The organism is Burkholderia sp. Tr-862, assembly GCF_011753085.1.
Taxonomy (GTDB): domain Bacteria; phylum Pseudomonadota; class Gammaproteobacteria; order Burkholderiales; family Burkholderiaceae; genus Burkholderia; species Burkholderia ambifaria.
This window is the reverse complement of sequence record NZ_VWWG01000078.1, coordinates 16,484-31,889: the sequence shown is the minus strand read 5'-3', so window position 1 is coordinate 31,889 and position 15,406 is coordinate 16,484. Positions and strand designations below refer to the sequence as shown.

The window sequence follows — 15,406 nt, the reverse complement described above, 5'->3', positions numbered from 1 at the left end:
CAGCGGCGTGGCGGCCGATGCGCCGGCCGAACAGGCGGCCGCGATCAGCGCCGCGAGCCGCGCGACGAGTTCGGGCTCGATCGGCAGCCCGTGATGGAGCGCATAGCGCGCCATCGCCTCGCATTCGTCGCACAGCTGCGCGGCGAGATCGTCTGGTGCGCGTGGCGCCGCCGGCATCGCCTGCCGCGCGCGCCAGCGGCCGAAGCGCGAGGCGCCCATGTCACGGTGTACCGTCCGCGCCCGGCACGTCCACGTCGAACGCGTGGATTGCGACGCGTTCGCGATCCGAGCTCGACAGGTGACGCACGCACGGCGCTTCGGCGATGCGCTGCCAGCGCGTTCGCGTGCGGTCGACCGCGAACACGACGACTTCCCTCCGGCTGCGGCCGTCGTTGTGCGCGATGTATTGCAGCGAGTCGGGCACGTCGAACGCGCGATCGGTCGGATTCACGCCGTACGACAGCACGAAGTCGAGCACGAGTGCGCCGTCGTCGAGATGCGGCGGCTTGACGTCGTTGCCCGGATGCCGGCGCCATTTCAGGAAGTCGAGGCAGATGTCGATGCCGAACGGCGGTGCGTCGCCGAGCCGGTTGTCGAAGCTGTCCGACAGGCGCGGGCCCTGGTACGGCGACGATGGCGGCGGCTCGGCCGTCGCGCTTTGCGGCGACACGTCGCTCGTCTTCAGCACCGTCACGAGCGTGCCGTCGTCGAGCCGGAACGTGTGGGCGAGCGGCGTGTCGAGCGCATCGACCGATTTGCCGTAGTCGATCCACGATGTATGCCGCTTCGGCCAGATCGCGGCGCGGCGCGGCGCGTCGCCGTCACCGTCGCCGTCGTCGTGCGCGAGCGGCGGCAGGAAATTGGTCGTCGCGAACGTGAAATTGAGCGACACGTATGGCCCGACGAGCATGCCGTTATCGGGCACGTCGGCCGCCGCCTCGTGCTTCACGAGCATCGCGACGGTGCCGGGCAGGAACACGATCGGCCCGTACTGTTGCACCGGAAAGCGATCCGCGATGGCGCCGATCGCGCGCCGCACCGGATCGAGCTGCAGGTCGACGAGCGCGTGGAGTTCGTCGACGTCGCGCAGCGCGTCCCACGGCACGTTCCAGTAGAACTCGGGCGCGGTCACGAACGTGACGGGCGGCGCATCGTCGTCTTGCGCGTCGCGACGCACGGCTTCGAACGCGCTCGACAGCGCGCCGCTCAGGTGATTGAGTGCGACCTGCTGCACGCGCGCCGCATAAGCTTCGAGATCTTCGTCGGGCGCACGCTCGGGTTTGCTGTCGCACGCATAGCGCACGGAAACGACTCGGACAGGCTGTTTCATGATCGGTTTCCTCTTTCTTCATGGCGGCGGCGCGGCGGGGCCACGCCGCCGCGGCTTCAGGTGGACGTGATGTCGGTGATCCAGAACCACGGGTTCGCGTACGGCCCGTCGACGACCTTCGCGACGGTTTGCCCGGGGCCCGGATCGAGCGTGCCGGGCACCCAGGTTTCGTAGTGGATCGGCGAGAAATACAGGCGGCCGAACACGTAGTCGAACGCGATGCGCGCGCGATTGCCGCCGCGGAACAGCGTGTTCGTGCCGGCCGTGTATTCGACGTAGCCGGTCGTTTGCGTGTCGCCGCCGCGTCCGTTCGAATTCGCCTTGAACGTGCGCGCGTAGCGTTCGTACAGCTTCGCGCGCTCGGTGAGCCCGTCGAATGGGTCCGTCGGCGTGCCGTATCCGAACGTCGGCAGATAGCGCGGCGCGTTCTGGTGGATCTGCCGCATCGCCCCAAGCACGTCGCTGCCGATATGGCGCCCGGGCGGACCGCGATCGACGACGCGCGCGGACGTAGCGATTTCGGACATCAGCGCCCGCAGCTCGGGCGGTGCGTCGAGCCGAGCGAACGGAATCACGTACATCGGCAGCGTGCAGCCGGTCTGCTGCTTGCCCGCGCGCGGCGTATCGCCGGCATTCGCGATCAGGCTCAGCACGAACGTTTCCCACCGCAGCGACGCATTGAAGTCGAGGCTTGACATGGCGTGCTCCTTCGTCGGCATCAGGCCGGATCGCCGAGCGGGAAGCCCTTGGCCGCCCAATTGTTGAAGCAGGCTGTGCGGTCGTCGTTCGGCGCGTAGGTCGCGAGCGTGCCGTCGAGCAGGCCGGCGATCGCGTGCGCGGTGCGCGCGAAGCGCAGCGCCTCGGACAACGCGATCACGAGCCGCGTGAGATCGGGCTTGAACGGCGCGAACTTCGATGCGTCTGCCGGCCGGACCTTCGACAGCGTCCACACGGCCTGATGGAGATTGCTCGGATTGATCACTGGCAACGGATCGGTCGCGTAGCCGAGCCAGCCGTACGAGCCGTCGCCGCCGAGCGCCGTCGCGCCGGTCGGCGTGCCGCCCGGAAACGGCCGGATGTCGAACACGAAGGCCATGCCGCTCTGGCCGACGAAGCCGAGTGTGTACAGCGACGCGTCGACGGCGGGGCCGTTCTTCGCGGCTTGCCATGCGAGATTCAGCAGCAGCGACACGCGCGGCGCGCCGGCGTCGTCGTCGATCACGAGGTCGACGGCATGCCGCGTCGCGCGCGTGCCGTTCCGGCGGATCGTGTCGCGGAGCGCCGCGAGATCGTCCTGGTAGGCACTGCCGGTGGTGAGTCGAAGTTGCACGATGTCCACTCCTGTCGATAACCCGGCGTCGCTCGGCCGTCGAGACGGCGCGCGGATGGAAGCGGACGCGCAGCCGTGTGGCCACTGTGCGCGGCGCGCGGCGGGTGAACAATGCGGCGGAAGTCATGGCCATCGGTGTGACCGAACACCCGGGAAGCAGGTGCCGGATGCGGCCGACGCAGGCGGCGCAGGATGTGCGGCGGCGTCACGCGACGCGCATGCGTCGTGCGACTGCGCATGAAGGCTTGGCAACTTCGACGGCGTGCTTCATGCGTCGTCGAGCAGCACGCCTGCGCCGCGCCGAAAAACACAACGGCCAGGCTTGCCGGCAGCGGCAAGCCTGGCCGTTGGCATTGCTGCCGCCGAACGCGTGTTGCTCGAATGTGTCGAGTGCGATCAAGGTACCGATCGCCTGCCGGCGGTGAATCAGCCGCGGCGTGCTTACGCGACGTGCGCGACGCCGTACTGCGATGACAGATAGCGCCGGATGTCGGCCGGCGAATCGATGAAGCGTCGGCCGTCGTGTTCGCGAATCCCGACGGCGTCATCCTTCGGCGTCCGCCCGTCGCCGAGCACGAGCACCGGCGCCGACTGGTTGTCCTCGCCGATCAGCGCGACGATCGGCTGGCGTGGCCGCGGCGCGTCGACGTACTCGACCGCGACGTCCTCGCGCAGCTGCGGATAGAAGCTCAGCAGCCCTTCGACGGCGACCGAGTCGCCGCAGTAGAACGGACCTTCGGAGTCCTTGAAAAAGCCCGGGCGGAGAATGAACAGCGTGTCTTTCATGATGGCCTCGCTATCAGTGGTGGTCGAACGTTGAAGAAAAGGGTAGTGCGCGGTGACGCAGGTGGCGTTGTCGGAATTCAGGCTTCCGCGAGCGCGGCCGCGGCGGCGCGCATTCTCGCGAAGCCGGCGTCGAGGTCGGCGATCATGTCGTCCGGATGCTCGAGCCCCGCGTGAATGCGCAGCAGCGGGCCGGCCGCGTTCCATTGCGTCGCGGTGCGCTGGCGCGACGGATTCGACGGGATGATCAGGCTTTCGAAGCCGCCCCAGCTGTAGCCCATGCCGAAGCACGTCATGCCGTCGAGCAGCGCGCGCACCGCATCGTCGGGCTGCGGATGCAGCACCAGGCCGAACAACCCGCACGCACCCGTGAAATCGCGCTGCCACAGCGCGTGGCCGGCGTCGCCCGGCCGCGCCGGATACAGGATCTGCGCGACTTCCGGCTGCCGCGCGAGCCAGTCGGTCAGCACCTGTGCATTGCGCTGGTGGCGTTCGAGGCGCACCGACAGCGTGCGCAGGCCGCGCAGCGCGAGATACGCATCATCGCCGCTGACGGTCATCCCGAGCTGCCGGTAGCAGCGCGTCACCTGCTGCGCGAGCGCTTCGGTCGTCAGGATCACGCCCATCAGCACGTCGGAGTGTCCGGCGATGTACTTGGTCGCCGCGTGGATCGACACGTCGACGCCGTGCGAGAACGAGCGGAAATTCAGCGGCGTGCCCCACGTGTTGTCGAGCAGCACGACCGCGCCGTGCTGGTGCGCGACGCGGCAGATCGCGGGGATGTCCTGTACCTCGAACGTCAGCGAGCCCGGCGATTCGGTAAACACCGCGTGCGTGTTCGGCCGCATCAGCGCCTCGATGCCGGCGCCGATCGACGGATCGTAGTAGGTCGTCTCGATGCCGAGGCGGACGAGCGTCTCGTCGCAGAACGAGCGGGTCGGGTCGTACACGGAATCGGCCATCAGCAGGTGATCGCCGGGATTCAGCACCGCGAGCAGCGCGGTCGTGATCGCGCTGAGCCCGCTCGGCGTCAGCAGCGCGGCATGTGCGCCTTCGAGGCGTGCCAGCGCCTTTTCGAGTGCCCGCGTGGTCGGGCTGCCGTGGCGTCCGTACGCGAGCGGCGTGCCGCGCACGGCGTCGAGCGCGTCCGTGCCGTGAAAGAGCAGCGTCGACTGGCGGTACACGGGCGGGTTCACCGGCGAGCCGGGCTGGCCGTGCGAGCGGCCTTCGTGAGCGAGCAGGGTGTCGGTCGAATGCAGGGGATTCAAGATGTCATCCTTTGAAGGTCAGTCAAATCGGAGCGAGGCCGTCGCGCGGTCAGTGCAGGATCTTGTCGAGGAAGTTGCGTGCGCGTTCGGAGCGCGGCGCGGCGAAGAACGCATCGCTCGCCGCATCCTCGACCACCGCCCCCTGGTCCATGAAGATCACGCGATGCGCGACCTTTCTCGCGAAGCCCATCTCGTGCGTGACGCACACCATCGTCATGCCGTCGCGCGCGAGCTCGACCATCACGTCGAGCACTTCGTTGATCATCTCGGGGTCGAGCGCGGAAGTCGGTTCGTCGAACAGCATCGCGACCGGGTTCATCGACAGCGCGCGCGCAATCGCGACGCGTTGCTGCTGCCCGCCGGACAGTTGCCCCGGATACTTGTTCGCATGCGCCTTCAGGCCGACGCGATCGAGCAGCTTCATCGCGTTGTCGAGCGCTTCGTCCTTGCGGCGGCCGAGCACCTTGACCTGCGCGAGCGTCAGGTTGTCGGTGATCGACAGGTGCGGAAACAGCTCGAAATGCTGGAACACCATGCCGACCCGCGCGCGCAGTTGCGCGAGTTTCGCGGCGGGATCGCCGAGCCGCATGCCGTCGACGACGATGCTGCCTTTCTGGAACGGCTCGAGGCCGTTGATCGTCTTGATCAGCGTCGACTTGCCGGAGCCCGACGGCCCGCAGACGACGACCACTTCACCTTTCGATACCGCCGCGCTGCATGCCGAAAGGACCTGATGCTTGCCATACCACTTGGAAACGTTGTCGAGCGTGATCATGGGTTGTCCGTGGTTGAGGTTCGGATTGAATGACATGCGCGGGCTCAATGCGTGGACGGCAGCGACAGACGCGTTTCGACGCGGCCCTGCAGCCGCGTGAGCAGCGTGCTCAGCACCCAGTAGAGTGCGGCGGCCGCGAGGTACAGCGGCAGCGGCTGGAACGTCGCGGCGATGACCTCCTGCGTCGAGCGCAGCAGCTCGGTGACGGTGATCACCGACACGAGCGACGTGTCCTTGATCAGGCTGATCAGCGTGTTGCCGAGGCTCGGCACCGCGAGGCGCAGCGCTTGCGGGCAGACGATGTGGCGCAGCGTCTGCACGTGCGTGAGGCCGAGGCTGTGCGCGGCCGCCCATTGCCCGCGGCCGATGCCGAGGATCGCGCCGCGCATGCTTTCCGACAGGTACGCGCCGGCGTTGAGCGTCAGCGTGAAGATGCCGGCCGTCGTCGGATCGAGCGTGATGCCGAGATCGGGCAGCCCGTAGTAGACGACGAACATCTGCACGAGCAGCGGCGTGCCGCGCATCAGGCTGACGTAGCCTTGCGCGAGACCGGACGCGAGCCGGTTGCTGCCGATGCGCATGATCGCGACCACGAGCCCGACGACGAGGCCGAGCGCCATCGACGCCACCGCGAACTTCAGCGTGAGCAGCGCGCCCTTCACCATCACGGGCAGGGTATGAATGATCAGATCGAGTGCTTCCATCGCGTGTCTCCTGATTGTGTGTCGTGTGCCGCCGAGGGGTCGGCGCGCCCGCGCGTTCGGGCGCGTGATGGCTGCGTTATTGCGCGATCGGCCGCGTCGTGTCCGTGCCGAACCACTGCATCGAGATCTTCTTCAGCGTGCCGTCTTGCTGCAGCGACGCGACCGCGTCGTCGATCGCCTTCGCGAACTTCGGATTGCCCTTGCGGAACGGGATGCCCATCCGGTCCTCGCCGCCGGCGAGCACGGAGCCGGGGCGCAGCGGCAGGTGCGAGTTCTTGATCAGGTAGCTCAGCATCAGGCGGTCGTTGACTGCCGCGTCGATACGTCCCGCCGCGAGGTCGCGCAGGTTTTCCGGCGTGCCCGGATAGACCTGCAGATCGATCGCGGGCACCGTCTTCACGAGATCGACGTAGTTGCTGCCCATCGTCACGCCGACCTTCTTGCCCTTCAGCTCGTCGAGCGACTTGAACGCACGCGTGTCGTTCTGGCGTTGCAGCAGCTGCGCGGACGAATACACGTACGGCATGCTGAAGTCGAGCGCCTGCTGGCGCGACGGCGTGATCGCGACCTGGTTGACGATCACGTCGAACTTGCCGGCCTGCAGCCCGGCGAGAATCCCGCTCCATTCGGTCGTGACGAACTGCGGCTTCACGCCGAGCCGCGCGGCGACCGCCTTCGCGACGTCGACGTCGAATCCTTCGAGTTGTCCTTCGGCATTGCGGTAGTCGAACGGCGGGTAAGTGCCTTCGAGTGCGATCTTCAGCACGCCGGCCTGCTTGACGGTGTCGAGCAGGTCCGCCGCGTGCGACGCCGTGGCCGCCACGCAGAGGAGGGCGGCGGCGAGGCCTTGCTTGAGCGTCGGGGTGAAGGGCTTCATGGTTGTCTCCGGGTGTTGTCGAAACGTCGTTGTCGAAATTTTTGGGCGTACGTATCCGCGGCGACGGGCGGCGTCGCCGGGGCGGGAAGCAGGCCGCATTGGAATGCGGCGCGGGAAAGGTGCGGCGAAAGACGGCACGAGAGGACGCGAGCCGTTTGCCGCGATGCGTTACGGCATGCGTTCGCGCACGGTGGCGTAATGGTGCGCGGTGAAGAGTTCAAGCATCGTGTTCATGAGTGCCCGTGCGGCTTGCGAGTGGGGTAGACCGGCTGCATCGTCGATGCGTATCCGATGACGCAAATGCTGAACGACTGAGGGCAATCTTAGATTTGTCAAAAAGGAAAGTGCTTCCAAAAATGCACGGACTTTCCACGCGGCGTGGAATGTTTTTCTCCGTGCATGAAACACGGTGCAGGCGATCTGCTGCGGTTGCACGGGATGCGCAGCATCCGGTGCTACGGCGTGCTCGAGCCGGTTGCCCTGAGCACAACCGTCGAAAAGCAAAACGGCCAGGCATGCCGATAGCGGCAAGCCTGGCCGTTGGCGTTCGGTCGATCGAACGCGGCGCGAAGGCGCGTGTGCGTGTTACTCGAACGTTTCGAGCGCGAGCAGTTCGCCGATCGTCTGCCGGCGGCGGATCAGCCGCGGCGTGCCGCGATCGACCAGCACTTCCGGCGCGAGCGGCCGGCTGTTGTAGTTCGAGGACATCGATGCCCCGTATGCGCCCGCATCGTGCAGGAACAGCAGGTCGCCGATCTGCGGTTGCGCGAGCGTGCGGTGCGTGACCACGCCGCCTGCGTCCTGCGTGAACACGTCGCCGGATTCGCACAGCGGCCCCGCGATCGCGATGTCGACGAGCGGCCGGCCGGCCGGCAGCGCGCCGTCCGGCGCATGCACGGACACCGCGTGGTAGCTGCCGTACATCGACGGACGCATCAGATCGTTGAAGCCTGCATCGATCAGCACGAAGTCGTGCTTCGGCCGGTGGTTCACGGCCTGCACTTCGGTGACGAGCGTGCCGGCCTCGGCGACGAGGAAGCGGCCCGGCTCGATCTCGATGCGCACCGCATGGCCGAGATGCCGTTCGATCCGCTTGCGCGCGGCATCCCACTGGCTGAAGTAGTGGCCGACGTCCACGCGCGGCTCGCCGTCGCGATACGGAATCGACAGGCCGCCGCCGGCGGAAATCGCTTCGATGTCGTGGCCGAGCGACGTGACGAGATCGACCATCGCGTCGCACACCTGCGACAGATGGCCATAGTCGACGCCCGAGCCGATATGCATGTGGATGCCGACCAGCTTCAGCCCGTACTGGCGCACGATCTCGATCGCGCGCGGCACGTCGTCGATCCAGATCCCGTGCTTGCTCTGCGGGCCGCCGGTATTGGTCTTGTTGCTGTGGCCGTGGCCGAAGCCGGGATTCACGCGCAGCCACACGCGATGGCCGGGCGCATGCTCGCCGACGCGTGCCAGCATGTCGAGCGAGCCGGCGTTCACGGTCACGCCATGCTTCAGCACGGCGGCGAGCGTCGGGCGGTCGATCAGGTCGGCCGTGAACACGACGCCTTCCGGATCGCCTGCCGCAGGACCGCCTGCCGGACTGAACCCCGCCGCGAGGCTGCGCTCGATCTCGCCGAGCGACACGGCATCGACGCACACGCGTTCGTCGCGCATCAGCTTCAGGATATGCAGGTTCGAGTTCGCCTTCTGCGCGTAGCGGATCACGTCGAACTGACGCAGTTGGGCAATGCGGTCGCGGATGACGTCGGCGTCGTACACCCACAGCGGGGTGCCGTATTGCTGCGCGAGCGTCGCGAGCTGGCGGGAATCGAGGGACATGGCGGAGGAAACCGGATCGAATGAACGGACAGCCTGAATGATGCGCCTGTTCGTCTATACAGTAAAATGCCTGATTATCGATGTTCGATTCATTTCTGATATAGGCGGCCATGCTCACACACCGGCACATCGAGGTCTTCCGCGCGCTGATGGTCACCGGCAGCACGACGCGTGCGGCCGAGATGCTCTATACGTCGCAGCCCACGATCAGCCGCGAGCTCGCGCGGATGGAGCAGGTGATCGGCTTCGCGCTGTTCGAGCGCTCGCATGGCCGGTTGCGGCCGACGATGGCCGCGCTCACGCTGTTCGACGACGTGCGGCTCGCATATGTGGGGCTCGAACGTGTCGCGGCGACGGCCGCGCGGCTGCGCGAGTTTCGCGACGGGCAGCTGTCGGTGATCGCGCTGCCGGCGTTTTCGCACGCGATCCTGCCCGGCGCCTGCCGGCGCTTTCATGACGCGCATGCGGGCGTCAGCGTGTCGGTCGCGACGCAGGAGTCGCCGGTGCTCGAAGAGTGGCTGACCGCGCAGCGCTACGATCTCGGGCTGACCGAACACGACGTCGCGCCGGCCGGCACCGTGCTCACGCCGCTGCTCGAAGTCGACGAGGTGTGCGTGCTGCCTGACGGCCATCCGCTGCTCGCGCGGCGCGCGATCGATCTCGCGGATCTCGCCGATCGTCCGTTCGTGAGCCTGTCGCTGAACGACCCGTACCGGATCCTGATCGACGAGGCGTTCGCGCAGCTCGGTGTCGCGCCGCGTTCGGTGGTCGAGACGCCGTCGGCCGTGTCGGTGTGCGCGTTCGTGCGACAGGGGCTCGGCGCCGCGATCGTCAATCCGCTGACCGCGCTCGATTTCGTCGGGCGCGACCTGCACGTGCGGCCGCTCACGCGCTCGTTTCCGTATCGCGTCAGCGTGATCGTGCCCGAGCACCGGCCGAAGAGCCTGCTCGTCGACGCCTTCGCCGATGCGCTGCGCGGCGAAGCGAAGGCGATTCGCCAACGGCTCGCCGCGCTGCCCGGTTGACGCTGGCCGTATGATGGGCGTTTCGATGTGCGTTTTGCCGCGCACGGCGTCATCCTCCTCGTCACCTTCACGGCAACGGAACCCGTCATGACCGACGCTTCGTCTTCTCTCGAACAACCCACGCTTATCGGCGAGCGCGTCGTATTGCGGCCGCTCCATGCATCCGATCGGCAGGCACTGCTGGACGCCGCGGCGGACGGTGAACTGTGGAATCTGACGGTCACGGTCGTGCCGGGCGAAGACACGGTCGACGCCTATATCGACACCGCGCTGCAAGGCCGCGCGGCCGGCACGGTGATGCCGTTCGTGATCGTCGAGCGTGCGTCGGGCCGCGCGATCGGCAGCACGCGTTTCTGGAAGATCGACCGCAACAATCGCAAGCTCGAGATCGGCCATACGTGGCTGAGCGAATCGGCGCAGCGCACGCGCGCGAATACCGAAGCGAAATGGCTGTTGCTCGCGTACGCATTCGACACGCTGAAATGCGTGCGCGTGCAGTTCACGACCGACGAACTGAACGAGAAGTCACGCGCGGCGATTCTGCGGCTCGGCGCGAAGCAGGAAGGGATCGTGCGTCACGAACGGATCATGCCCGACGGCCGCAAGCGCAATTCGGTGCGCTTCAGCATCATCGACGACGAATGGCCTGAGGTGAGCGAGCGGTTGCGGGCGAAGCTCGCGACGTAACGCGAACCGGGTGCCGCAGGCGTCGCGCCGCCGGAGAGGGGGGCGGCGGCGCGACGAGAGGGAAGCGGGGGCCGCGCACGTGGCGCGGCGGGGTATCGCGTGACTGGCGTTATTGCGCCGATGCGAGGTGATGACGCTGCGCGAGCTTCTGCGCGTCTGCGTAGTGGGCCTGCAGGATCGGCAGCGACTGGCGTGCGATTTCCTTCAGCTTCGTGTCGCGGCCTGCCGCGATTTCGGCCTGGAATGCCGAGATCGTCTTCTGCTGGCCGGCGAGCGCGACCTGCTCGATGTACGCCTTGTCGAATTCCGCGCCGCGCAGGGTCTTGATGCTGTCCAGCACGGTCGTGTCGGGATCGTTGGCCGGCACGTCGACGCCGCGCGGGCTGGCCGCGCGCATCGCCTGGATGATCTTCGCATCGTCGGTCGACACGCGTTGCGCGAACGCCTTCACCTGGCTGTCCGACGTGCGCGAATCGGCGATGCGTGCGGCGTCGTGCTGCGTCGACACGGTTTTCGTGCCGTCCGTGATGAAGGTCTGGTCGGCTTCGTGGATGCGCGTTTGCGTGGCGGCGGTCGGTGCGGCCGGCGCCGGTTGAGCGGTTTGCGCGGTCGCCGTCACGGCGACGAGAAGCAGGCCAGCGGCAGACAATGCAAGGCGCGAGATTTGGGGAAAGCGGTTCATAGGACCTCCTCGATCGGGGCTCTGATTAATGGGCGGATCGCGTGATCCGCGGCTGTGCGAGAGACCGGGCGCGCCCGGGCCGGACTCGACGCCGCTCTGCCGCGGCGGCGTTCGAAGTGTTTCCCGGCCCGACTGATTCTAGGAGAGCGCTCCCGTAGCAGGTGCAACCGCGCTGTGGTTTGTGTAACGGTTGGTAAGACGAATCGCAGTGTGCGCGCGTGGACAGGTAGTGCGTACCTGTCGCGTGCATCGTGGTGGCAATTTTTGCGTGCGCGACGCGCATGCAATGAATGCGATGTGCGCACGTGTCATCGGCGTTTCATCGTCTTGCGGGCAGGGTATCGAGTGATTGCGTCACGACGCGTCGAATCGAAGCGCGCGATGCGCACGCCACCGTCAAACGCGATCGAGCAGTGCGTCGAGACGCGGCAGCAATGGTGTCGCGCAATGCGCCTGCAATGCGTCGGGGGCCGTGTAACCCCATGCGACGCCCTGGAATGCGATGCGCGCACGGCGCGCCGCTTCGGCATCGCGGATTTCATCGCCGACATACAGCACGTCGTCGGGCTGCATGCCTGCTTCGCGCACGAGCGCACGCAGCCGGCGCGCCTTGCCGAACAGCGGAATGCCGCATGCGAACGTGTCGACGCATCGGCTCGCGTGCGGGCCGAGCCGGTCGCGTACGATGTCCTCGGTGTTCGACGTGGCGATCGCGATGCGGATGCCGCGCGCGGCGAGTGCGTCGAAGGTCGTGTCGACGCCGGGGAACAGCTTCACGTGCGCGATGCGCGGCCGCATCAGCCGGCGCATGTCGATCGTCACGCTCGGCACTTTCCACATCGGCACCTCGAGCGCGCGGATGATCTCGCGCGCCGACATGCCGCGCAGCGCGGGGCGCAACTCGGGCGTCGCGTCGCGAAAGCCGTGCATGCGCGACGCCTCCGTCAGCGCCGCGAGAAAGCAGTCGAGCGAATCGGCGAGGGTGCCGTCGAAGTCGAACGCGATGAGTCGATAGGGCATGAAGTGATGCGGCAGGTTCATCGAGCCGCCGACGATATCACTGAATCGAGCCTCGTTGGCTGCAGGATGGGTTGCGCATGATGCGGGTGATCGGCAGCAGGAAGGTGGAGCGACTGACGCTACGCGTAGTGATAGCGGCAGGACACGATGCTGATCTGAAGATCGTCCGCTTCGTAGACGAGACGGTTCGTATCGTCGATGCGGCGTGACCAGAAACCGGACAGATTGGCCTTCAGCGGTTCGGGTTTGCCGATGCCTTCGAACGGCGTCCGTTGGGCTTCGCGAATGAGCTGGTTGATGCGCTTGAGCGTCTTGCGATCTTGCCCTTGCCAATAAACGTAGTCGTCCCACGCGTCGGAAGTGAAGAGCACGCGGCGTACGCTCATTCATCGTCCTCCGCCAGCTTGTGCTCTTTCGCCTTGCCCTTGCGCAATTGCGCAATCGAGCGTTCGAGGTGGGCGACGTTGGCCGGCGAGCGGAGCAGGTGAACCGTCTCCATCAGGCTGTCGTAGTATTCCTGCGACATGATGACGGCGTTCGGCGCGTCGCGACGTGTGATGAGCGTCACGTCCGCGTCGTCGACGACCTGGTCGATGACCGTCTTCAGATTGCCGCGGGCATCCGAAAAGTGAATCGTGCGCATGATTGCACTCCACTTGTACTTTAAACTGTACAAGTATAGCACGGGTGAGTTTATTGTACGGAGTGTTGTACATGTCGAGTTCAGCCTCGCTTGTCGCCCACCCCGCGCCGCGCTATCGTTGCTGCTCCGCCCAACCCGACCGGAGAGCCGACGTGCCCGCAGCCCCAACCGCCACGCTGAGATTTTCCACCGACAAGCGCGAACTCGACCTCGACGCGATCTTCGATTTCCTGCATCGCGACGCGTACTGGTCGCAGGGCATTCCGCGCGACGTCGTCGAGCGTGCGATCGACGGCTCGCTGTGTTTCGGTGCGTATGTCGGCGACCGGCTCGTCGGGTTTGCGCGGCTCGTGACCGATCACGCGACGTTTGCGTACCTCTGCGACGTATTCGTGCTGCCGGCCGACCGCGGCAACGGCTACGGCCGCGCGCTGATCGATCACGTGTTCGCGCAGCCGATGGTGCAAAGCCTGCGCCGCATCATGCTCGTGACGACCGACGCGCATGAGTTGTACCGGCCGGTCGGGTTCGGGCCGTCCGCGAATCCCGAGCGGCTGATGGAGATCCGCCGCCCCGACATCTACGCGAAACGCTGACGCGCGGCGAGCGCATACAATACGCGCTTTCGTTTTTTGCCGAAGGAAAGCAGATCATGACCGAACAGGAAGCCGAACAACTCGCCACGCATCGTCACTACAAGGGCGGGCTGTATCGCTACATCGGCGTCGCCCGTCATTCCGAAACCGAGGAATCGGTGGTCGTGTACGAGCATCTGTGGCCGCATGCGCGCGGCCTGTGGGTCCGCCCGGAAGCGATGTTCAATGAGAACCTGCCGGACGGCTCCCCGCGTTTTCGCAAGCTGCGCGACTGAGCGGTAGGCGGCAGGCAACGGGTGCGTCGCCGTACACACGCAAGCGCCACGCGCATCGCCGCCGCTCGACGCTCGGCGTGAAGCCGCCGGCCTCATGTGCCGGCCAGCGCCTTAGTCAATTCGGGCGGCGCGTGCGCGACCGTCACGTCCGGCGTGCCATGCCACGCCGCGAGCCGCTTCACGGCCTTCGCGACGTCGGCCGCGAGTCCCGTGCCGAACCGCACGCCCGGCTCGACATGTACCGCCTTCAACTCGAACGTGCCGAGCACGCGATGCGCTTTCGCGTCGATGCGCCCGATCAGCCGGCCGCGATGCAGCACCGGCAGGCAGAAATAGCCATAACGCCGCTTGTGCGCCGGCGTATAGCACTCGATCGTGTAGTCGAACCCGAACAGCGTCGACGCACGCCGGCGGTCCCACACCACCGGATCGAACGGCGACAGCAGCGTCGTGACCGTCGAGCGCAGCGTGTCGGCCGCGGCGGCCGGCAGCAGCGCTTCGAGCGAGCGATGCACGTAGGCGGGCTCCTTCCAGCCGGCGATCTCCACCGGAAGCAGCTCGCCCGCGCCAGCGAGGTGCTCGAGCTCCGCACGGTACGAACGGCGCGGCAGCCGGTAGTAATCGGCCACCCAGTCCGCGCGCACGACGCCGAGCGCGCGGCACGTGTAGTCGAGCAGCGCGGGCAGCACCGCGTCCCGCGGCGGCAGGTCGCGCGCATCGTCCCAGCCGGGCAGCACGCGCTCGCGCACGTCGTAGATACGCTGGAAATTGCGGCGTTCGGACACCATCAGGTCGCCGGTCGTGAACAGCACTTCCAGATGTTTCTTCTCCGGCTTGCGGTCCCACCATCCGTTGCCCTTCACACCGTCTTCGCGGATGAAATCCGCCGACCGCACCGGGCCTTCGTCGCGAATCCGCGCGAGCAGCCGTTCGATGTCGGCGCGGTTCTGTTCGTGCCATTCGGCCGCGTATTTCCAGCCCATCCCCGACGGATCGAGCATCTTGTAGCGCATCAGCCCGAATTGCTCGATCGGCAGGAAGCACGCTTCGTGCGACCAGTATTCGAACAGGCGCGCCTCGGCGAGATGTTCGTCGAGCCACTGCGGGGCAAAGTCGCCGAGACGGCTGAACAGCACGAGATACGGGCTGCGCGCGACGACGTGAATGGTATCGATCTGTAACTGCGCCATCCGGCGGATCGTGTCGAGCACGTCGGCCTTGGTGGCCTTGCGGCGGGGCGGGGTCAGCAGGCCCTGCGCGGCGAGATGCAGCGCGCGGGCGGCGGCAGGCGAGAGCGTAAGCATCGGAGCGGCGGCTGAGGGTGACGGTCGGGCACCACTTTAGCGCGAAAGCGGCGCACATGTGCGGCGCGCAGCGTCTGACAATGCTTGACAGATACGCGGCGCGACTTTCCTTATAGTGCGGACATGGCGCGACGCATTGTGCGCGCAACGATTCCGCTTCCGACGCACATATGTCCATGGCACGCAGGAAGTAGATCCGGGATTCTCAACCCCCAACGAGAGACCCGGAGCCCTGAGCGGACATCCATGCGGCTGTGCACCGGCCCCG

Annotated in this window: 19 protein-coding genes and 1 pseudogene; 4 read left to right on the top strand and 16 right to left on the bottom strand. The window is 66.7% G+C overall.

All coding sequences use genetic code 11. The features are described from left to right. The 11 genes and pseudogenes from F3J14_RS20705 to lysA form a co-directional block, all read right to left on the bottom strand. Nucleotides 1-219, bottom strand: a pseudogene (locus F3J14_RS20705) (hypothetical protein); the annotation flags it as partial. A gap of 1 nt (nucleotide 220) precedes the next feature. Continuing rightward, complete coding sequence (locus tag F3J14_RS20700; protein WP_166724610.1) at nucleotides 221-1,330, bottom strand: hypothetical protein; 1,110 nt, start codon at nucleotides 1,328-1,330, stop codon at nucleotides 221-223. Nucleotides 1,331-1,386: 56 nt separating this feature from the next. Continuing rightward, the gene (locus F3J14_RS20695) at nucleotides 1,387-2,028 is read right to left on the bottom strand and encodes a hypothetical protein (RefSeq protein ID WP_006751707.1); all 642 of its coding nucleotides are present in this window, start codon (nucleotides 2,026-2,028) and stop codon (nucleotides 1,387-1,389) included. A 20-nt stretch (nucleotides 2,029-2,048) separates the two neighbouring features. Then, nucleotides 2,049-2,660 (bottom strand): ribosome-inactivating family protein, encoded by a 612-nt coding sequence (locus tag F3J14_RS20690; RefSeq protein ID WP_166724609.1) that lies wholly within the window; start codon nucleotides 2,658-2,660, stop codon nucleotides 2,049-2,051. 441 nt (nucleotides 2,661-3,101) lie between these two features. Continuing rightward, complete coding sequence (locus F3J14_RS20685; protein WP_166724608.1) at nucleotides 3,102-3,446, bottom strand: DUF3088 domain-containing protein; 345 nt, start codon at nucleotides 3,444-3,446, stop codon at nucleotides 3,102-3,104. 77 nt (nucleotides 3,447-3,523) lie between these two features. After that, a complete protein-coding gene (metC, locus tag F3J14_RS20680) occupies nucleotides 3,524-4,711 on the bottom strand; it encodes a cystathionine beta-lyase (RefSeq protein WP_166724607.1) in 1,188 nt (395 codons plus the stop codon). 49 nt (nucleotides 4,712-4,760) lie between these two features. After that, nucleotides 4,761-5,486, bottom strand: a complete 726-nt coding sequence (locus tag F3J14_RS20675; protein ID WP_166724611.1) for an amino acid ABC transporter ATP-binding protein — start codon at nucleotides 5,484-5,486, stop codon at nucleotides 4,761-4,763. A gap of 44 nt (nucleotides 5,487-5,530) precedes the next feature. Continuing rightward, nucleotides 5,531-6,190: an amino acid ABC transporter permease gene (locus tag F3J14_RS20670; protein ID WP_166724606.1), complete on the bottom strand. Its 660-nt coding sequence runs from the start codon at nucleotides 6,188-6,190 to the stop codon at nucleotides 5,531-5,533. A gap of 76 nt (nucleotides 6,191-6,266) precedes the next feature. After that, the gene (locus F3J14_RS20665; RefSeq protein ID WP_166724605.1) at nucleotides 6,267-7,067 is read right to left on the bottom strand and encodes a transporter substrate-binding domain-containing protein; all 801 of its coding nucleotides are present in this window, start codon (nucleotides 7,065-7,067) and stop codon (nucleotides 6,267-6,269) included. 168 nt (nucleotides 7,068-7,235) lie between these two features. Further along, complete coding sequence (locus tag F3J14_RS20660) at nucleotides 7,236-7,502, bottom strand: hypothetical protein (protein WP_166724604.1); 267 nt, start codon at nucleotides 7,500-7,502, stop codon at nucleotides 7,236-7,238. 150 nt (nucleotides 7,503-7,652) lie between these two features. Then, on the bottom strand, nucleotides 7,653-8,906 hold the full coding sequence (gene lysA, locus F3J14_RS20655; RefSeq protein WP_166724603.1) for a diaminopimelate decarboxylase: 1,254 nt from the start codon (nucleotides 8,904-8,906) through the stop codon (nucleotides 7,653-7,655). 110 nt (nucleotides 8,907-9,016) lie between these two features. Here lysA and F3J14_RS20650 point away from each other — a divergent pair, with 110 nt between their 5' ends. Continuing rightward, nucleotides 9,017-9,931, top strand: a complete 915-nt coding sequence (locus F3J14_RS20650) for a LysR family transcriptional regulator (RefSeq protein ID WP_006751715.1) — start codon at nucleotides 9,017-9,019, stop codon at nucleotides 9,929-9,931. 87 nt (nucleotides 9,932-10,018) lie between these two features. Then, nucleotides 10,019-10,618, top strand: coding sequence for a GNAT family protein (locus tag F3J14_RS20645; protein ID WP_166724602.1), 600 nt, complete (start codon nucleotides 10,019-10,021; stop codon nucleotides 10,616-10,618). 109 nt (nucleotides 10,619-10,727) lie between these two features. Here F3J14_RS20645 and F3J14_RS20640 read toward each other — a convergent pair whose 3' ends face one another. The 4 genes from F3J14_RS20640 to F3J14_RS20625 form a co-directional block, all read right to left on the bottom strand. Then, nucleotides 10,728-11,300 carry a DUF4142 domain-containing protein gene (locus tag F3J14_RS20640; RefSeq protein ID WP_166724601.1) on the bottom strand — a complete coding sequence of 191 codons (573 nt, stop codon included), beginning with the start codon at nucleotides 11,298-11,300 and terminating at the stop codon, nucleotides 10,728-10,730. Nucleotides 11,301-11,696: 396 nt separating this feature from the next. Beyond that, nucleotides 11,697-12,320 carry an HAD hydrolase-like protein gene (locus tag F3J14_RS20635; protein WP_166724600.1) on the bottom strand — a complete coding sequence of 208 codons (624 nt, stop codon included), beginning with the start codon at nucleotides 12,318-12,320 and terminating at the stop codon, nucleotides 11,697-11,699. 119 nt (nucleotides 12,321-12,439) lie between these two features. Further along, nucleotides 12,440-12,706, bottom strand: a complete 267-nt coding sequence (locus F3J14_RS20630; protein WP_012366508.1) for a Txe/YoeB family addiction module toxin — start codon at nucleotides 12,704-12,706, stop codon at nucleotides 12,440-12,442. After that, complete coding sequence (locus tag F3J14_RS20625) at nucleotides 12,703-12,963, bottom strand: type II toxin-antitoxin system prevent-host-death family antitoxin (RefSeq protein ID WP_012366507.1); 261 nt, start codon at nucleotides 12,961-12,963, stop codon at nucleotides 12,703-12,705. Before F3J14_RS20625 ends, F3J14_RS20630 begins: the two co-directional genes overlap by 4 nt. 152 nt (nucleotides 12,964-13,115) lie before the next feature. On the opposite strand from F3J14_RS20625, the gene F3J14_RS20620 reads away from it, so the two are divergent. Beyond that, on the top strand, nucleotides 13,116-13,559 hold the full coding sequence (locus F3J14_RS20620) for a GNAT family N-acetyltransferase (protein WP_166724599.1): 444 nt from the start codon (nucleotides 13,116-13,118) through the stop codon (nucleotides 13,557-13,559). Nucleotides 13,560-13,615: 56 nt separating this feature from the next. Continuing rightward, nucleotides 13,616-13,834 carry a DUF1653 domain-containing protein gene (locus F3J14_RS20615; protein WP_166724598.1) on the top strand — a complete coding sequence of 73 codons (219 nt, stop codon included), beginning with the start codon at nucleotides 13,616-13,618 and terminating at the stop codon, nucleotides 13,832-13,834. Nucleotides 13,835-13,926: 92 nt separating this feature from the next. Here the strand turns inward: F3J14_RS20615 and F3J14_RS20610 are convergent, their stop codons facing one another. Beyond that, complete coding sequence (locus tag F3J14_RS20610; RefSeq protein WP_166724597.1) at nucleotides 13,927-15,138, bottom strand: crosslink repair DNA glycosylase YcaQ family protein; 1,212 nt, start codon at nucleotides 15,136-15,138, stop codon at nucleotides 13,927-13,929. Between the last annotated feature and the right edge of the window lie 268 nt (nucleotides 15,139-15,406).